This is a genomic window from Streptomyces musisoli (genome assembly GCF_016741855.1).
In the GTDB taxonomy this organism is placed as follows: Bacteria; Actinomycetota; Actinomycetes; order Streptomycetales; family Streptomycetaceae; genus Streptomyces; species Streptomyces musisoli.
In genome coordinates, this window is record NZ_JAERRH010000003.1 from 595,668 (window position 1) to 612,067 (window position 16,400).

The following is a 16,400-nucleotide window of genomic DNA, read 5'->3' on the forward strand; positions in this document are numbered from 1 at the left end:
GGATCACGGCAGGGGCCAGGCGTACGGCCCCTGCGGGTCGTCGAGCCACGCCCAGGCGTGCTGCCCGGCGACCGTGATGCCGTACCGTCCGCGGTCCGGCTCCCCCTCGCGCTGCCACAGGGAGTACGCCTCCTGCGGATCGAGGGTGCCCCGGGTCAGCGCGAGCAGGAAGCGGAACCGCTCCTGCTCGCGGGCCCGGTCCGGCAGCCCGGCCGGACGGACGCCCTCGGGCTCCGCCCTGCGCTCGCCGCGCAGCGGAACGAAGAAGGCGGCCCGGGGCAGGAAGCGGCCCTCGGCGTGCTCCGCGTCCCGCACGGTCAGGGCGAGCAGGCCGGTGGCGAGCGGGGTGAGGACCTGCGCGCCGGGCCGGCACTGGGCGAGCCAGGCACGCGGCACGGTGTGCAGCTCGCAGGTGGCGATGATCCGGTCGAAGGGGGCGCGTTCGGGTACCCCGCGCGCTCCGTCGCCGGTGACCACGACCGGGTGGTGGCCGGCCGCCGCGAGGTGCAGCCGGGCCGACTCGGTGATCTCCGGTTCCAGGTCGACGGTGGTGACGAGGTCGTCGGCGCCGAGCCGGTGGGCGAGCAGGGCCGCGTTGTAGCCGGTGCCGGCGCCCACCTCCAGGACCCGGTTGCCGTCCTCGACCCGCAGGGCGACCAGCATCCGCGCCATCAGGGAGGGCTGGCTGCTGGAGGAGAGCAGTTCGCCGTCGCGCAGCCGGGTGGCCAGCGGTGCGTCCGCGTAGGCGCCGCGCAGCCAGCGTTCCCGGGCCGCCGGGTCGGGGCTCTCGCCCCAGCGGCGTTCGTAGCCGCGCGGTCCGGCGACGTAGTAGTACGGCACGAACAGGTGCCGGGGCACCGCCGCGAACGCCTCCCGCCACACCAGGTCACCGTCCCAGGCCCCCTCGGCGTCGATCTCCCGCACCAGCGCGGCCCGCGCCGCGGCGGCGAGACCCTCGATCTCGGTGTCGTAGGCGCCCATACGTCCACAGTAGGGGCGGCCGGGGCCGGTCCTAGGGCTTGAGTCCTGGGTCGTGCCGTCTGAGACGATGGACAGGTGAATGAGATTCGGCGCGGCACGCTTCAGGAGCAGACCTTCTACGAGCAGGTCGGCGGGGAGGAGACCTTCCGCCGGCTCGTCCACCGTTTCTACGAGGGAGTCGCCGAGGACCCGGCCCTCAGGGCGATGTACCCGGAGGAGGACCTGGGGCCGGCCGAGGAGCGGCTGGCCCTGTTCCTGATGCAGTACTGGGGCGGGCCCACCACCTACAGCGAGAACCGCGGCCACCCCCGGCTGCGCATGCGGCACGCCCCGTTCACCGTGGACCGGGCGGCGCACGACGCCTGGCTGCGGCACATGCGGGCGGCCGTGGACGAGCTGGGGCTGTCCGAGGAGCACGAGCGGACGCTGTGGAACTACCTGACGTACGCCGCCGCCTCGATGGTGAACACCCCGGACTGACGACCCGTCACTGAAGGTCGGATTCCGGTCACGCGTTGCCGTATTCCGATCACAATCCGGTATAGACCGGCTGACAACCGCTTACCCCGCCCCCTGCCTCTCTGCCAGCATCGCCCGAAAGCCTGGAAGCGGCGGACACACGGGGGCCGGGTGACGGGGTTCGTCTTCTCACGCGCGCGTGCGCACCGCCTGCTCCTGGGCGCCGCGCTGCTGACGGTCGTGCTGACCACCGCGGTGCTGGCGACGCTCACGGCGTACTCCGGCGCCATCGGCGACGCGGCGCTCCGCCATGTGCTCGCCGACCCGCGCAACGCCGCCGACACCGCGCTGATCGTCAAGGCGGACGTGCCCCCGGCCGAGCGGGCCGCCGCCGACGCCGCCGTCCGCGCGGGCGCCCGGAAGACCTTCGGCGGCCTGCCGGTGACCGTGCGTACCCTGCGCCGCTCGGGACCGTACGCCCTGCCCCGCTCCCTCCAGCCGGCCGTGAACAGGTCGGGCGACCCGGACCTGACGTACTTCGCGGCACTGGACCGCGGCCGGCTGCGGCTGACCGCCGGCCGTTTCCCGCGCCGTACCGCCGACGGCATCGAGGTGGCCCTCCCGCAGACCGCCGCCCGCGCGCTGCGGCTGCGGCCCGGCGACCGGCTCACCCTGGCGAACCGGCTCCACGGCCCCGCGGCCCGCGTCCGGGTCGTCGGCGTGTACCGCCCCGCCTCGGTCACGGAACCGTACTGGCGGCTGGACGACCTGCTCGGCCGCGGGGTGAAGAAGTCCGGCTTCACCACGTACGGCCCGCTCCTCGCCGACCCCGCCGTCCTCACCGGCGGCCGGACCAGCGCCGGGGCGACGGGCTGGCTGGCGTCGGCGGACTTCGCCTCGGTGCCGACGGGACGCATCGGAGAACTGCGCACGGCGGCCCGGGAGGGCAGCACGGCCCTGCGCAAGCCGACCGCGCTGAGCGGTACGACGGTGTCGCAGACCGCGCTGCCGGACGTGCTGGACCGGGTGGACCGTTCCCTGCTCGTGGCCCGCTCCACCCTGCTGATCGTCGCCCTCCTGCTCGTCCTGCTCGCCGGGTACGCGCTGCTGCTGGTGGCCCGGCTGCTCAGCACCGAACGCGCCGACGAGACCCGGCTGCTCAGAGCCCGCGGTGCCGCCCGCACCCGGATCGCCGCGCTCGCCGCGGCCGAGGCCCTGCTGCTCGCGCTGCCCGCCGCGGCGTGCGCACCGCTGCTCGCCGGCCCGCTCACCGCCCTGCTGGCCGGGCACGGTCCGCTCGCCCGGCTCGGCCTGCGCCTGGACCTCCCCGCGGCCGGCCGGCCCGTCGTCTGGCTGGCGGCGGTCGCGGTGGCCCTGGGCTGCGCGCTGGCGGTGACCGTACCGGCGCTGACGGGCACCGGGCCGGAGGCACGGTCCCGGCCACGGCGGCCCGGTCCCCCGTGCGCCCGGTCACTGCCCTTCGTCCGCCGTGGGAAGACGGCCCGGCCGGCCGGTTCCCGGGCCGTCCCGGCCCCGCTGCGGGCCGGCGCCGACCTCGGGCTGCTCGCGATCGCCGGGGTGGCCTACCAGCAGCTGGGCCGGCAGGGTTCCGGCGCCGTGGCCGCCGACCGGACGGGCACGCTCGGCATCGATCCGCTGCTGGTGGCCGCGCCCGCGCTGGCCCTGCTCGCCGGGACCGTGCTCACCCTGCGGCTGCTGCCGCCCGTGGCACGGTTCGCCGAGCGGTGGGCGGCCGGCGGGCGCGGGCTGCCGGTGGCCCTGGCCGGCTGGCAGTTCAGCCGGCGCACCGCGCGCGCGGCCGGACCGGTGCTGCTGCTGGTCCTCGCCGTCGCGCTCGGCATGCTCGCGATCGGGCAGGCCGCCTCCTGGGACCGCTCGCAGGACGACCAGGCCGACTTCCGGGCCGGGGCGGACGTGCGGGTACTGGCAGCCGGTGAGGACGAGTTCGGCCGCACGGACCTGTACGCCGGTCTGCCGCACGTCCGTACCGCCGCCCCGGCCGTGCGCGGGGCCCAGCCGCTGTCCGGCGACCGGACGGCGACCGTACTGGCCCTGGACACCGCGCACGCCGCGGACACCGTCCTCATGCGCCCCGACCTCGCGGACGAACCCGTACGGCCGCTGCTGGCCCGGCTCGCGCCGCGGGGCGCCCCGGCCGGGGCCCGGGTGCCGGCCGGCACCGCCCGGCTGCGGCTGACCGCGCGGCTGCACAGCTCGACCGGGCCGGGCACCACGACCACGGTGACGGTGACCCTGGCGGACCGGTACGGGGTGCCGTACCAGCTGCCCGCCGGGCAGCTCTCCGCCGACGGGCGCCCGCACACCCTGACCCTCGCCCTCGGCGCCTCCGCCGGCCCGGCGACCCTGACCGGGCTGCGCCTGGACCTGACCCAGCCCACCGATCGCGCCGAACAACACCGCTTGACCCTCAAGGAGTTGACGGCGACCGGGGCGGACGGGACGGAACACCGGCTCACGCTGCCCGCCCGGTGGACCACCTCCGCCGAGGCCGGCGGCGCCGCCGTGCCGAGCGCCGCCACCAGCCCCACCCGGCCGAAGGTCACCGGCACCCGCCCGCTGACCTTCGCCTACAGCACGGGCTACCTCCCCTACGCCGGCATCTGGACGGTCGCCTCCGTCACGCTCCGGCTCCAGGTGACCCGGGCCGCGCCCCCCGAGGTACCGGCCGTCGCGACCGACCGCTATCTGGCCGCGGCCGGCGCCCGCCCCGGGCAGCGGGTCGGCCTCACCGTCGGCGACCGGACGGTGCAGGTCCGGATCGTCCGGGCGGTACGGGCCCTGCCCGCCACCGCCGACCCCGCCGCCACCGGCGCCCACGACGGCGGGGCCGTCCTGCTCGACCTGCACACCCTGAACCAGGTGCTCCAGGCCCGGTACGGCGAGAGCGCGGTCCCCAACGAGTGGTGGCTCGGCACCACCCCCGGCGACGCCGCCCGGGTGGCCGCCGCGCTGCGGGCGCTGCCGGACGTCGGCCCGGGCCAGGTCGTGGTGCGCGACGAGATCGCCGCCGAGCTGCGCGACGACCCGTTCGGCGCCGGCCCCACCGCCGCGTTCACCGCGGCGGCCGTGGTGGCGGCGGCGCTCGCCGCGGTCGGCTTCACCGTCGGTGCCGCCGGCGCGCAGCGGGCCCGCGGCGGCGAGTTCGCCGTGCTGCGCGCGCTCGGCGTGCCGCGCCGCCAGCTGGCCCGGACGGTCGCCGCCGAGCAGGCGGTCCTGGTGGGCCTGGCGCTCGCGGTGGGCCTGGGGCTGGGCACCGTACTGGCCCGTGCCGTCCTGCCGTTGATCGTCCTGACCGGCGAGGCGACCCGGCCGGTGCCCGATCTGCTGGTCCTGCTGCCGCCCGGCCGGGTGGGGGTGCTGCTCGCCGCCGTCGCCGTGGTGCCGCTGGCGGTGGCGGCGATGCCGGCCGTGCGCCGGGCGGATCCGGCGCGGGCGCTGCGCGCCCGGGGAGGTGAGTGAGATGGGCCGTCCGGCGCCGCGCACGCCCGCCGTCCGGGTGCCGCCCCTGGCCGCCCCGTGGGTGCGGACCCGGCTGCGGGCCGCGCCCGGTGCCGCCGCCGCGCTCGCGCTGCTGGTCGCCCTGACCGCGTGCCTCGCCGGCGCCTTCCCGCGGGCGGTGGACCGGTACGAGGACGCGGGCCTCCACCGGGCGCTGCGGCAGGCCCGCCCGGAGCACACCACCGTACGGGTGTCCGTGCCCCAGCCCGATCCCGGTCTTCCGGCCGGACAGCGGGCGCGGGCGCTGCGCCCCGAAGTGCTGGAGCGGCAGTTCCGCAAGGTGCTCGGCACGGTGGACAGCCCGCTGGCCGTCGACCGCGCCCAGTCCGCGTACGGCGTCGCCGGCACCGTCAGCCCGGCGGTGCCCGACCCGTGGCTGCCGCGGCCCACCGGGCTGCCCGCCCGTGTCTCGCTGGCCGCGCAGAGCGGTCTCGCCCGTCACGCGCACGTCCGCACCGGGCGGCTGCCGCGCGCCGCGCACCCGGTCGACGGGACGACGCCCGAGGTGGAGGCCGCCGTGACCGCCGCCACCGCCAAGGGCCTGCACATCAGGGTGGGTTCGGTCATCCATGTGCCGGCGCCCGGCCGTCCCCCGCTCGCCGTCCGGATCACCGGCATCATCGTCCCCCACGACCCCGACGGCGCCTACTGGTCCACCGTCCCGCTGCTGCGCACCCCCACCCTGGTGACCCTGCCGACGCCCGGCCCGGACCCGGACAAGTACTGGCTCGGTGCGCTGCTGCTCGCCCCCGAGGCGGCCCCCGCCCTCCTCGGCACCGGCACCAATCCGGCCCGCTACTGGCACCTCGCGCCCGATCTGCGCGCACTGCACGCCCACGACCTGGACCTGCTGAAGCCGGCCGTCGCCGCCCTGGAGTCCGGTCCCGCGCTGCAACGCGCCCGCGCCGTCACCGACTACGGCGCCGACATCGGCACCGACCTGGACGACACCCTCGCCTCCTTCTCCCGGCTGCGCTCCGGCATCTCCCCGCTGGTCTCCGTCGCCGCCGCGGGCGCCGCGACGGTCGTCGCCGTCGTCCTGCTGATGGCGGGCGGCCTGGCCGCGGACCGGCGCCGCGCCGAACTCGCCCTGCTGCGCGCCCGCGGCGCCTCCCTGTCCGGGCTCGCCGGGCGGCTGCTGGCCGAGACCGCCGTGGCCGCCCTACCGGCGGGCGCGCTCGGCCTGGCCGTGGCCCTGCTCGCGGTCCCCGCCGGACGGACGGGGCCCGCCGTCGCCGCCGCCCTGGCCACCACCCTCACCGCCTGCGCGGCCCTCCCCCTGCGCGCCGCCCTCGCCCACCGCACGGTACGGCTGACGGCCCCGCGCGAGGACGTCACCTCGCTGCGGCCGTCCCGCCGCCGCACGGTCGCCGAACTGACCCTGCTGGTACTGGCCGTCGGGGCGGTGGCCACCCTGCGCCGGCGCGGCACGACCGGCGACCAGCTGGTGGCGGTGGCACCGGTCCTGGTCGGCGTCATCGCCGCGCTGCTGCTGCTCCGCCTCCATCCGCTGCTGCTGCTCCGCCTCCATCCGCTGCTGCTGCGCCGGCTGTCCGGCCCGACCGGGCGCCTGCGGGGCGCGATCGGCCACCTCTCTCTGGCCCGCGCCGGCCGCACCCAGGCATCCGCGGTGCTCCCGCTCCTCGCCCTGCTGACCGCCCTGACCACGGCGGCCTTCGGCGGCTCGGTGCTGGCGGGTGTGGCCGAGGCCCGCGACCGGGCGGCGCTGCTCACCGTCGGCGCCGACGCCCGCGCGGACTCCGGCGCGCCCCTGCCGGCGGACGCCCCCGCCCGCGTCCGAGCGGTCCCGGGGGTCCGTGCGGCGACCGCGGTGAGCATCTCCTACCAGGCCAAGCCGGCGGACGGCCAGGACTCGGTACCCCTGGTGGGTGTGGACCCGCGCGCCTACGGAGAGCTGGCCGACCGCACCGGTGCCGGCACTTTCCCGGCCGGCCGTCCGACGGGCCGCTCCGGCACGCTGGCCGCCGTCGCCTCGCCCTCCGTCGCCTCCGCGTACGGCACCCGGCGCCCCTTCCCGGTCCGGCTGGAGGACGGCAGCACGGTCACCGTGCGGATCGTCTTGGTCCGCGACCGCACCCCGGCCGTAACGGGCCCCGACTTCCTGGTGGTGGACCGGGCGGGCCTCGGCGCCGTGGCGGGCCGTCCCACGGCGCTGCTGGTGACCGGCGCCCACCTGGACGCGGGTGCGCTGCGCCGTGCCGTCGGAGGCGCGGCCGCCGTCCGGACCCGGGCCGACGAACGCGCCCGGTACGCCGACTCGCCCCTCCAGACCGGTGCCGAGCACGTCTACACGGCGGCGGTCACCGCGGGCGCCGGCTTCGCGGTCCTCGCCCTGCTCCTCGCGCTGCTCCGGGCGGCACCCGAACGGGCGGCGCTCCTCGCGCGCCTGCGCACGATGGGCCTCACCCGCGCGGAGGGCCGCCGCCTGCTGATCCTGGAATCCCTCCCGCAGGCGCTGCTGGCGGCCCTCGGCGGCGCCGTGACCGGCTGGGCCGCGATCCGCCTGCTCGCCCCCGGCGTCGACCTGACGACGATCGCGCTGCCGTCCGCCACGGCACCGACGGTCGCAGCGGAGCTGCACCCCGACACCTGGTCCCTCACCGTCCCGGCACTCCTGGTCCTGACCGTCTCGACGGGCATCGCGGCCCTCCAGGCATGGTGGTCCGGCAGACGCGGCTCGGTGACGGAACTCCGCGCGGGAGACAGCCGATGACCCACCCCGACAACGCCCCCGAACAGCAGCCGACGGTCTCACGTAGCTGCGGGCAGTCGTGCCGCTGGGGCGGCACGGGTGGGCGCAGCGGCACCCTGCCCGCGCCGGCAAGCGACCCCTCCCCGACCGGCCCGACCACCGGCACCGGCACCGGACACCGGCACCCGGCACCCCGCACCCGGCACCCCCGCAGGAGACCGCATGACGACCGACCCGAGCCTCACCGAGCTGGCGAACCGCGTCAGCGACGCCAGGGACCGCCCGGCCTACGGCCACGACGCCCTCATCACCTGCGACCGCCTCGTCCGCATCTTCACCACGGACGGCGTGGAGGTCCAGGCGCTCCAGGGCCTGGACCTCCTCGTCCGCGAGGGCGAACTCATGGCCCTCGTCGGCGCGTCCGGCAGCGGCAAGTCCACGCTGATGAACATCCTCGCCGGCCTGGACACCCCCACCGCCGGCGCGGCCCGCGTCGCCGGCCGCGACCTGCTCACCATGACGGCCGCCGATCGCCTCGCCTACCGCCGCGAGACCGTCGGCTTCGTCTGGCAGCAGACCGCCCGCAACCTTCTCCCCTACCTCACCGCGGCCCAGAACGTCGCCCTCCCCCTCCAGCTCTCCGGCACCCGCAAGGGCCGCCGCGCCCGCAGGGAACGCGCCCTGGAACTCCTGGAGCTGCTCCAGGTGGCCGACTGCCGCGACCGCCGCCCGCAGCAGATGTCCGGCGGCCAGCAGCAGCGCGTCGCGATCGCCGTGGCCCTCGCGAACGCCCCCGCCGTGCTGCTCGCCGACGAACCCACCGGCGAACTCGACTCCCAGACGGCCACGCAGATCTTCGAGGCGTTCCGCACGGCCAACGAGACCCTCGGCACCACGATCGTCATCGTGACCCACGACCAGGCGGTGGCGGGCGAGGTCCGCCGTACGGTGGCGATCCGCGACGGCCGCACCTCCACCGAGGTGCTGCGCCGCAGCGAGATCGACGCGGCGACGGGCCACGAGACGGTCGTCGCACGTGAGTACGCCATGCTCGACCGCGCGGGCCGCCTCCAGCTGCCCGCCGACTACCTCCGCGCCTTGGACATGCGGGACCGCGTGGCCCTGGAACTGGAGTCCGACCACATCGGGGTCTGGCCCGACGGCACGCGGTGATCCCTGCCGGCGATGCCTGGGAGAACGGGCGTTGCCGAAGAGGAACAGGCGTTGCCGAAGAGGAACAGGCGTTGCCGAAGAGGAACAGGCGTTGCCGAAGAGGAACGGGCGTTGCCGAAGAGGAACGCGCGGCTCAGCTCACGCTGAGTCCGAAGGACCCGAGGCCCGCCCGGCGCACGGCCACCGAGCCGTACGGCGTACGCAGCCGCAGCCACGCTCCCGAGGAGAACAGCACGGTGTCCTCGGACGGGGTGCCCGGCCGCAGGAAGCCCAGCGACTGGGCCGCGTGCACGGCCCGCACCGGCAGCCGGGTGCCCTTGATCTGCCGGGACCAGATGTCCCGCCCGATCCGGTCCAGCTCCGCGCGGGTACGGTCCTCGGGCCCCAGCCCCTCGGTGCGCGACCGGAATTCGGCCACCGCCGCGGCGACCGTGCCGCGCAGCGCGTCCGGCGCGGGCAGCCCGGGTTCGGGCTGCCAGCCGGTGCGCGGCGGCAGCACACCGGCCCACGGCGGCCCGGTGACCGCGCCGGGCACTGCGGCGGTGGCCGCCCGCTCGTCCACGGACTCCAGGAACTCACCGGCGGAGACGGTCACGTCGAGGGTGACGTCGAGGCCGTCCTCGTACGGCTTGGCCAGCCGCACCGCGCGGACGGCCAGCACCTCGAAGGACGGCGGCCGGCCGAACACGGCGAGGGCGGTACCGGACGCCTGAAGGCGCACCGCGGCTCCACGGTCGTAGTGGAGCAGCCGGGAGAGGAAGGCGGCGAGGTCCGCCGCCTCCGACTCGTCGGCGAGGTGCAGCACCGTCATGCCGCGACGGCCTCCTCGTCGGCAGCGTCCGTGTACTCCCGGAGGAACTCGCGCTCCTCCGCGGTGATCCGGCGCGGCCGCTGGGTCTCGAAGTCGAACGGCACGACCACCGTCGAGGCCCGTACGTAGACCACGTCCTCGTCCTTCACCTCGTAGGTGATGGTGAAGGACGCGGCCTTGATCTCGGTGACCCACAGCTCGATGTCCACCGGGTGGTGCCGGTGGACGAGCTGCCGCTTGTAGTCGATCTCGTGCCGCGCCACCACGGACCCCTGCTGGAACTCCTTGTCCGGGCGGAACAGGAAGTTGATCCGGGCCTCCTCCAGGTAGCGGATGAAGACCGCATTGTTGACATGGCCGTACGCGTCCATGTCGGACCAGCGCAGGGGGCAGCGGTAGATGTGGCGCAAGGTCGATCAGCCCCGGGTCAGCTTCTTGTAGGTGGCGCGGTGCGGACGCGCGGCGTCCGGTCCGAGCCGCTCGATCTTGTTCTTCTCGTACGACTCGAAGTTGCCCTCGAACCAGAACCACTTCGACTCACCCTCGTAGGCGAGGATGTGCGTGGCGACCCGGTCGAGGAACCACCGGTCGTGGGAGACGACCACGGCGCAGCCGGGGAACTCCAGCAGCGCGTTCTCCAGGCTGGAGAGGGTCTCGACGTCGAGGTCGTTGGTGGGCTCGTCGAGGAGCAGCAGGTTGCCGCCCTGCTTCAGGGTCAGCGCCAGGTTGAGGCGGTTGCGCTCACCACCGGAGAGGACACCGGCCGGCTTCTGCTGGTCCGGGCCCTTGAAGCCGAACGCGGACACGTAGGCGCGGGACGGCATCTCGACCTGGCCGACGTTGATGTAGTCGAGCCCGTCGGACACGACCTCCCACAGCGTCTTCTTGGGGTCGAGGTTGGCGCGGCTCTGGTCGACGTACGAGATCTTGACGGTCTCGCCGACCTTGATGTCGCCGGAGTCCGGGGTCTCCAGGCCCTGGATCATCTTGAACAGCGTGGTCTTGCCGGCGCCGTTCGGGCCGATGACGCCGACGATGCCGTTGCGCGGGAGGGTGAAGCTCAGCCCGTCGACGAGGACCTTCTCACCGAAGGCCTTGTTCAGCTTGTCGACCTCGACGACGACGTTGCCCAGGCGCGGGCCCGGCGGGATCTGGATCTCCTCGAAGTCCAGCTTCCGCATCTTGTCGGCCTCGGCGGCCATCTCCTCGTAGCGCGCGAGACGGGCCTTGGACTTGGCCTGACGCCCCTTGGCGTTCGACCGCACCCACTCCAGCTCTTCCTTGAGCCGCTTCTGCCGCTTGGCGTCCTTCTGGCCCTCGACCTTCAGACGGGTCGCCTTGGTCTCGAGGTACTTCGAGTAGTTGCCCTCGTAGCCGTGCAGGCGGCCGCGGTCGACCTCGCAGATCCAGCCGGCCACGTTGTCGAGGAAGTACCGGTCGTGGGTGACGGCCACGACGGTGCCCGGGTACTTGGCGAGGTGCTGCTCCAGCCAGTTCACGGACTCGGCGTCGAGGTGGTTGGTGGGCTCGTCGAGCAGCAGCAGGTCGGGCTGCTCGAGGAGCAGCTTGCAGAGCGCGACGCGGCGCTTCTCACCACCGGAGAGGTTGGTGACGGGCCAGTCGCCGGGGGGGCAGCCCAGGGCGTCCATGGCCTGCTCCAGCTGGGCGTCGAGGTCCCACGCGTTGGCGTGGTCCAGCTCCTCCTGGAGCTTGCCCATCTCGTCGAGCAGCGCGTCGGAGTAGTCGGTCGCCATCAGCTCGGCGATCTCGTTGAACCGGTCGAGCTTGCCCTTGATCTCGGCGACACCGTCCTGGACGTTCTCCAGGACGGTCTTCGCCTCGTTCAGCGGGGGCTCCTGGAGCAGGATGCCCACGGTGTAGCCCGGCGACAGGAACGCGTCGCCGTTGGACGGCTGCTCGAGACCGGCCATGATCTTCAGCACGGTCGACTTACCGGCACCGTTCGGGCCGACGACACCGATCTTCGCTCCCGGCAGGAAGCTCAGGGTGACGTCGTCGAGGATCACCTTGTCGCCGTGCGCTTTGCGCGCCTTGCGCATGGTGTAAATGAACTCAGCCAAGAGAAACCGTCCGGCAGCTTGAAATCTGGCAGTGGGCAGATACACCCCATCTTGCCGTACGGCCACCCTTGGGCGGAAACGCGTATGGTCCGGGTGCGCTGACCTGGCGTTTCTTGGCAGGCGCCTTCGCCTTACCTGTCACCGTCGGTCATCGGCGATCGTCCTCGGGCAGCCTCGCACGGCCCAGAGACGGCGGCGCGGATCATCGATCGGGCACGCGCACGCCCGCGACCAGACCCACTGGACATCGGGTCGCGGCGCGGCTCCGGCGCCGGGACGTGCTCCGCGATCGGCCGCCGGAGTCCGATCTCCGGCAGCAGATCACGACCGGTCGCATGCCGGGCGAACGTCTTCCATCCGAGGCCGACCCCACCGGCCGATACAAGGTCGGCACGGTGACCCTGCGAGGTGCCCCGCGGTCCTCCAGGGCGAAGGCCTGATCGAGAAGATCCACGGCAGGGGCGACTTCGTCCGCCGCCCACCCCGCAAGATCGCGTACGTCGGCGGATGGGGGACGCTGGACCAGTGGACCGCTGCCGAAGCGGCCCTGCGCGTCACTGTCCGTACCCCACGGTCCAGGCGGACGGGCATCCGACGACTTTGCTGAAGGTGCCGACGGGAAGCCCCCTCGCAGAGTTCTCGTGCATCGGCCACGAGGGAGAGTCACCGCACGGACTGCCCCGCATCTGCATCCCGCACGACCTGGTCCCGGCCGAAGTGCCGAACAACGAACCCTGCTGGGACGATCGGCCAAGGAACTGACCGAGGCATTGCGAGACGTACTCCGCGTTGCAACCAGCCGCGGTCACCTTCTGGCAGTGGACGACCCTCATCGCCCCTGCGCGGGGTTGGGGCACCGCCGCAGATGCAGGGGGCAATATGCTGATCGTTCTCGTTGGGTTGGCTGTGGGTGCCGCATACGTGTGTCACGGAACACCGCTCTTTGCCCCAGCCGTCATCGTCACGATGTGCTCCCTCTGGTCCAACGCCGTTATCTCCAGCAGCCATTCGGGCGACCCCTGATCGAACTCATAAAGCGGTGGTCAACGCAGGTACTCCTGCCCGTTACAGCACGGCCACCTCTGACTGTTCCGGCCCGCTGGTGTTCGCCGGCGTTGATGTCAGTCATGGATGCCAGGGGTGGCGTCCTTCCCTGATCGAGGGCGTCGGCGAGAGCCTGCGCCTGGTCCGGCGTGATACCGAGTGCGAGCGGCACCCGGGGGGGGGACCGCATATCGTTGTACGACTCGCGATGTCGGGCGAACGAGTGCAGTCTGGAATCAAGGGTTGCCTCACAACGCCGCCTCACGGCGCAGCGCGAGGCGGAGGCGCGGACACACAGCGGAAAGCCATCTCCTTCCGCCGGAATCGCGGACGGTATGTGCATCAGTCTGATGTCTTGTTTCCCTGAAGACGACTGTGCACGCCGAAAGGCTGCCTGACGGCCGCAGTGACCGCACGGGTTCATCAATGCGGCGACGATTTCAACATTCGCCGCACAGCATCTGAAAACTCTGTCTCGCGCAGGATGCGGCGCCCCTGGTTCCTCCTGGAAGAGAAGTGAATTTGCTCCCCCGGGGCTCATCACCCTCTTCGTGTCCCACCTCGACCGGTAGTCGCCGACTGCTCCAGGAAGCCGACGCGGCCCATCGAGCCGGGCCCAACATCCGAGAGGTTGGCCGATCATGACGAAAAGTCGACCAGGGCGAATAGCTCGTGGCGCGGCGATTCTAAGCGCCGCACTGATCAGCGGGCTCCTTGGGCTCGCGGGTCCTTCCCAAGCACAAACCGGATCCCAATTCACCGATGCCGAGCGCAATTCCGTTCTCGCCCGGCACAACCAAGAGCGCCAAGCGGTGGGCGTGCCACCTTTGGTGTGGAGTAGTCAACTCGCCGCCGATGCGCAGGCCTGGGCCGCTCTCGGAACGGGGAAGCACAGCGATCCCAATACCGGGCAAAGACCTGCCGACCAGGGCGAAAGCTTGTACGAATCCTGGGGAACCCCCACGCCTCCCCGGGACTCCATAGCCCGTGATGCGGCGGCTTGGTGGGCCAGCGAGAAGCAGTACTACAACGCCGATCCAAACAAAAAGATCGATCTGGCCCATGCGGTCAACGACCCCGATCCTGCGAAAAGGACCAACTTTTACCGGTGGGGCCATTACACGCAGATGGTGTGGTCATCCACCAGGGAGATCGGCTGTGGGATGAAGCAGGGTGCGCCCAAGCCCAACGGATGGTATGTGGTGTGCCGGTACCGCTCCGCAGGCAACATCGCGGGACAGACGCCCTATCCACCCGGACAAGTACCGCCCCCCACAGGGCGAACGGCGACGGTGGCCGGTGAGGACGTAGACGTATACAACGTCAAGAATGAGCCGGACGGTACCGGGCGGGTGATCGGAATCCTGCGCGTCGGCCAACAAGTCGAGCTCGTGGGAAACTGTGAACGGGAATCCTGGTGCCAGGTCGCCGGACGCAACGTCCCCGGTGGCAACGGCTGGGTCTGGGGGCACCTGCAGTTCGGACAAGCACCGCCCCCCACAGGGCGAACGGCGACGGTGGCCGGTGAGGACGTAGACGTATACAACGTCAAGAATGAGCCGGACGGTACCGGGCGGGTGATCGGAATCCTGCGCGTCGGCCAACAAGTCGAGCTCGTGGGAAACTGTCAGCGGGAATCCTGGTGCCAGGTCGCCGGACGCAACGTCCCCGGTGGCAACGGCTGGGTCTGGGGGCACCTGCAATTCTGAAGATCGGCGGAGTCTCGATGGGCCGTCTCAAGCTGCCCTGAGGGCTCTCGACAGCCGGTGTGCTGATCGGCGGTCTGCCTGACCAGCGAGACTCAAGACGCCCACGGCTCTGACCAGCTCAGATGCCGTGGGCTTCTGTCCTTGCAGCACGAGGACGACGACCTGATGCGCCCCTCGACGATCGTCTAGGACGACGACTGACGGGATCGGCGTCGCCCACTGCCGGCAGGCGCCATGCCCCCGGCCGGTGCCATCCGCCCGGCCGGTGTCATTCGCCCGGCCCGGTCTCCTTCCGGCGCAGCACGACGAGAACCGCGCCGCCGATCACGACGAGCCCGATGGCGACCCCGGCGATCATCGGCGTGATCGCGGATCCGCCGGTCGCGGCCAGGTCGGTGGTGTCCACGGTGGCACCGCCCACCGTGGCCGGGCTGGGCTCGTTGCGGAGCTGGGCCGTCTGCGCGGTGATCGCGCCCTGGGTCTTGCAGTCCAGGACGCCCGTGAAGCGGTGGCTGAAGCCGTGCGGGCCGGTGATCGTGAAGTCGTAGGCCTGGTCCTCCTGGAGCGGCACGGCCACCGTCCGGGAGGCACCCGCGGGAATCGTGTGTTCGGCGCCCATCAGCCGGAAGGCGAACGGCTCGTCGCCCTTGTTGGCCGCGGTGATGTCCACGCCGCTCTTGGCGCAGTCCTTGCGGGCCGAGACCGCGGGTATGGCGCCCTCGGCCGCCCAGCCGGCCGTCACGGTCGCGGACACGGTGGACTCGCTGGAGCCGGCCAGGATCTGCGTCTGGCTGCGGCTGTCCGAGGCGAAGGCCCGGCCCACCGGCACGGTCGTCGACGCCTGCACCGTCAGCTGAGCCGTGCCGTCCGCCGCACCCTCGGGGATGTCGAAGAACAGCCGGCTGCCGTCCTTCGCCGAGGTGATCACCTTGCCGGTCTTGTCGATGATCCGCACCCCGCTGGTGGCCGCGTCCGCCGACGGGCTCACCGTGACCGCGCTCGCGTTGGTGTGCACGGTCACCGGCCCGAGTAGGTCGCCGGGCCGGCCGGAGACCGCGGGCGGGTCCAGGGTGAGTGAGGCCTGCGGTTCGGCGACGCTCCGGGCGCTCTTCTCCAGGTAGTCGGCGAGCTTCTCCGCCTGCGGGTCGACGGCGTCGACCTCGGCGCCGTCGGAGTAGCGCCAGACGGCCACCTGGGTGCCGGCCGCCGCGGCCTGCTCGGTCAGCCCGCTCGTGCCCGCCTGCCGTGCGAGTGCGACGAGGTCGTTGAACTGGGGGTAGGAATGCTGAAGGATCCAGTGGATCCGGCCCGCGTCCTTGTTGGTGCCCAGCGAGGTGCCGCTCCAGGGCGTCTCCTGGTATCCGGCGTCCCGCTGGGTCGGATTGTGGAGGTCGACGCTGTACGTCTGCAGGGTGCCGCCGCCGTCCACGGACATCTCGAACAGGCCCGCCGACACGCGCTGGTCACCGCCGTCCTCGTGGATCACGGCGTCGCCGTAGGTCTTCAGACCGTTGATCGTGGCCGTCGCCCCGCCCTGGGTCTGTGATGTCTCGTCGGCCACGGCCGTACCGGCGCCGGACAGCACGCCGGCCGCCACGAGGCCGGTCACCGTGGTGGCGGCGGCCAGACGGCTCGTTCCGGTGGACCTACAGAACCCAGAGAGCGCAACAAGCACAGAATTCCCCTTCGAGCAGGACCCGTTGAACGTGGGGGACGGTCCCACCAGCAGAATCGGCAGCCCCTAGGGGCACGTCCGGCATCCTATGGATCAGCCGGAGCCTCACCCGCCGGTCAGATCATCCGATGGGCGATCCGATCCGCAATCGTTATCGCCGGGACCGTCCGTGAGCTGCCCGTATCGACAAATCCACCGTTTCGTACGGCACGTT

At 73.0% G+C, this 16,400-nt stretch carries 10 protein-coding genes and 1 pseudogene; 6 read left to right on the forward strand and 5 right to left on the reverse strand.

The window, feature by feature from the left end; all coding sequences use genetic code 11:
- Window positions 1-3: 3 nt before the first annotated feature.
- Window positions 4-981, reverse strand: coding sequence for a methyltransferase domain-containing protein (locus JK361_RS10920; protein WP_201815530.1), 978 nt, complete (start codon window positions 979-981; stop codon window positions 4-6).
- Between the two features lie 75 nt (window positions 982-1,056).
- Between JK361_RS10920 and JK361_RS10925 the strand changes: the two genes are divergently transcribed.
- The 4 genes from JK361_RS10925 (at window position 1,057) to JK361_RS10940 (ending at window position 8,866) form a co-directional block, all read left to right on the forward strand.
- Window positions 1,057-1,461 carry a globin gene (locus JK361_RS10925; RefSeq protein ID WP_201815531.1) on the forward strand — a complete coding sequence of 135 codons (405 nt, stop codon included), beginning with the start codon at window positions 1,057-1,059 and terminating at the stop codon, window positions 1,459-1,461.
- Between the two features lie 150 nt (window positions 1,462-1,611).
- Window positions 1,612-4,941 carry an FtsX-like permease family protein gene (locus tag JK361_RS10930; RefSeq protein ID WP_201815532.1) on the forward strand — a complete coding sequence of 1,110 codons (3,330 nt, stop codon included), beginning with the start codon at window positions 1,612-1,614 and terminating at the stop codon, window positions 4,939-4,941.
- A 1-nt stretch (window position 4,942) separates the two neighbouring features.
- A complete protein-coding gene (locus JK361_RS10935) occupies window positions 4,943-7,714 on the forward strand; it encodes an FtsX-like permease family protein (protein ID WP_201815533.1) in 2,772 nt (923 codons plus the stop codon).
- Between the two features lie 201 nt (window positions 7,715-7,915).
- Window positions 7,916-8,866, forward strand: a complete 951-nt coding sequence (locus JK361_RS10940) for an ABC transporter ATP-binding protein (protein WP_201815534.1) — start codon at window positions 7,916-7,918, stop codon at window positions 8,864-8,866.
- 133 nt (window positions 8,867-8,999) lie between these two features.
- Here JK361_RS10940 and JK361_RS10945 read toward each other — a convergent pair whose 3' ends face one another.
- From JK361_RS10945 to ettA, 3 genes are read right to left on the reverse strand one after another with little or no spacing between them, the layout of a single operon-like run.
- A complete protein-coding gene (locus JK361_RS10945; protein WP_201815535.1) occupies window positions 9,000-9,677 on the reverse strand; it encodes a DUF8185 domain-containing protein in 678 nt (225 codons plus the stop codon).
- Window positions 9,674-10,087, reverse strand: a complete 414-nt coding sequence (locus JK361_RS10950; RefSeq protein ID WP_201815536.1) for an acyl-CoA thioesterase — start codon at window positions 10,085-10,087, stop codon at window positions 9,674-9,676. Before JK361_RS10950 ends, JK361_RS10945 begins: the two co-directional genes overlap by 4 nt.
- Before the next feature lie 6 nt (window positions 10,088-10,093).
- Window positions 10,094-11,758: an energy-dependent translational throttle protein EttA gene (gene ettA / locus JK361_RS10955; RefSeq protein ID WP_201815537.1), complete on the reverse strand. Its 1,665-nt coding sequence runs from the start codon at window positions 11,756-11,758 to the stop codon at window positions 10,094-10,096.
- 335 nt (window positions 11,759-12,093) lie between these two features.
- On the opposite strand from ettA, the pseudogene JK361_RS41190 reads away from it, so the two are divergent.
- Both JK361_RS41190 and JK361_RS10960 read left to right on the forward strand, forming a co-directional pair.
- Window positions 12,094-12,490: pseudogene (locus tag JK361_RS41190) on the forward strand (GntR family transcriptional regulator); the annotation flags it as partial.
- Window positions 12,491-13,443: 953 nt separating this feature from the next.
- Window positions 13,444-14,511 (forward strand): CAP domain-containing protein, encoded by a 1,068-nt coding sequence (locus JK361_RS10960; protein WP_201815538.1) that lies wholly within the window; start codon window positions 13,444-13,446, stop codon window positions 14,509-14,511.
- 268 nt (window positions 14,512-14,779) lie between these two features.
- Here JK361_RS10960 and JK361_RS10965 read toward each other — a convergent pair whose 3' ends face one another.
- Window positions 14,780-16,138: a Cys-Gln thioester bond-forming surface protein gene (locus tag JK361_RS10965; protein WP_201816105.1), complete on the reverse strand. Its 1,359-nt coding sequence runs from the start codon at window positions 16,136-16,138 to the stop codon at window positions 14,780-14,782.
- Window positions 16,139-16,400 lie beyond the last annotated feature (262 nt).

Excerpts from the sequence above, each read along its gene's own strand:
- JK361_RS10920 (WP_201815530.1), bottom strand. The coding sequence starts at position 981 with ATGGGCGCCTACGACACCGAGATCGAGGGTCTCGCCGCCGCGGCGCGG.
- JK361_RS10935 (WP_201815533.1), top strand. The coding sequence starts at position 4,943 with ATGGGCCGTCCGGCGCCGCGCACGCCCGCCGTCCGGGTGCCGCCCCTG.
- JK361_RS10940 (WP_201815534.1), top strand. The coding sequence starts at position 7,916 with ATGACGACCGACCCGAGCCTCACCGAGCTGGCGAACCGCGTCAGCGAC.
- JK361_RS10945 (WP_201815535.1), bottom strand. The coding sequence starts at position 9,677 with ATGACGGTGCTGCACCTCGCCGACGAGTCGGAGGCGGCGGACCTCGCC.
- JK361_RS10960 (WP_201815538.1), top strand. The coding sequence starts at position 13,444 with ATGACGAAAAGTCGACCAGGGCGAATAGCTCGTGGCGCGGCGATTCTA.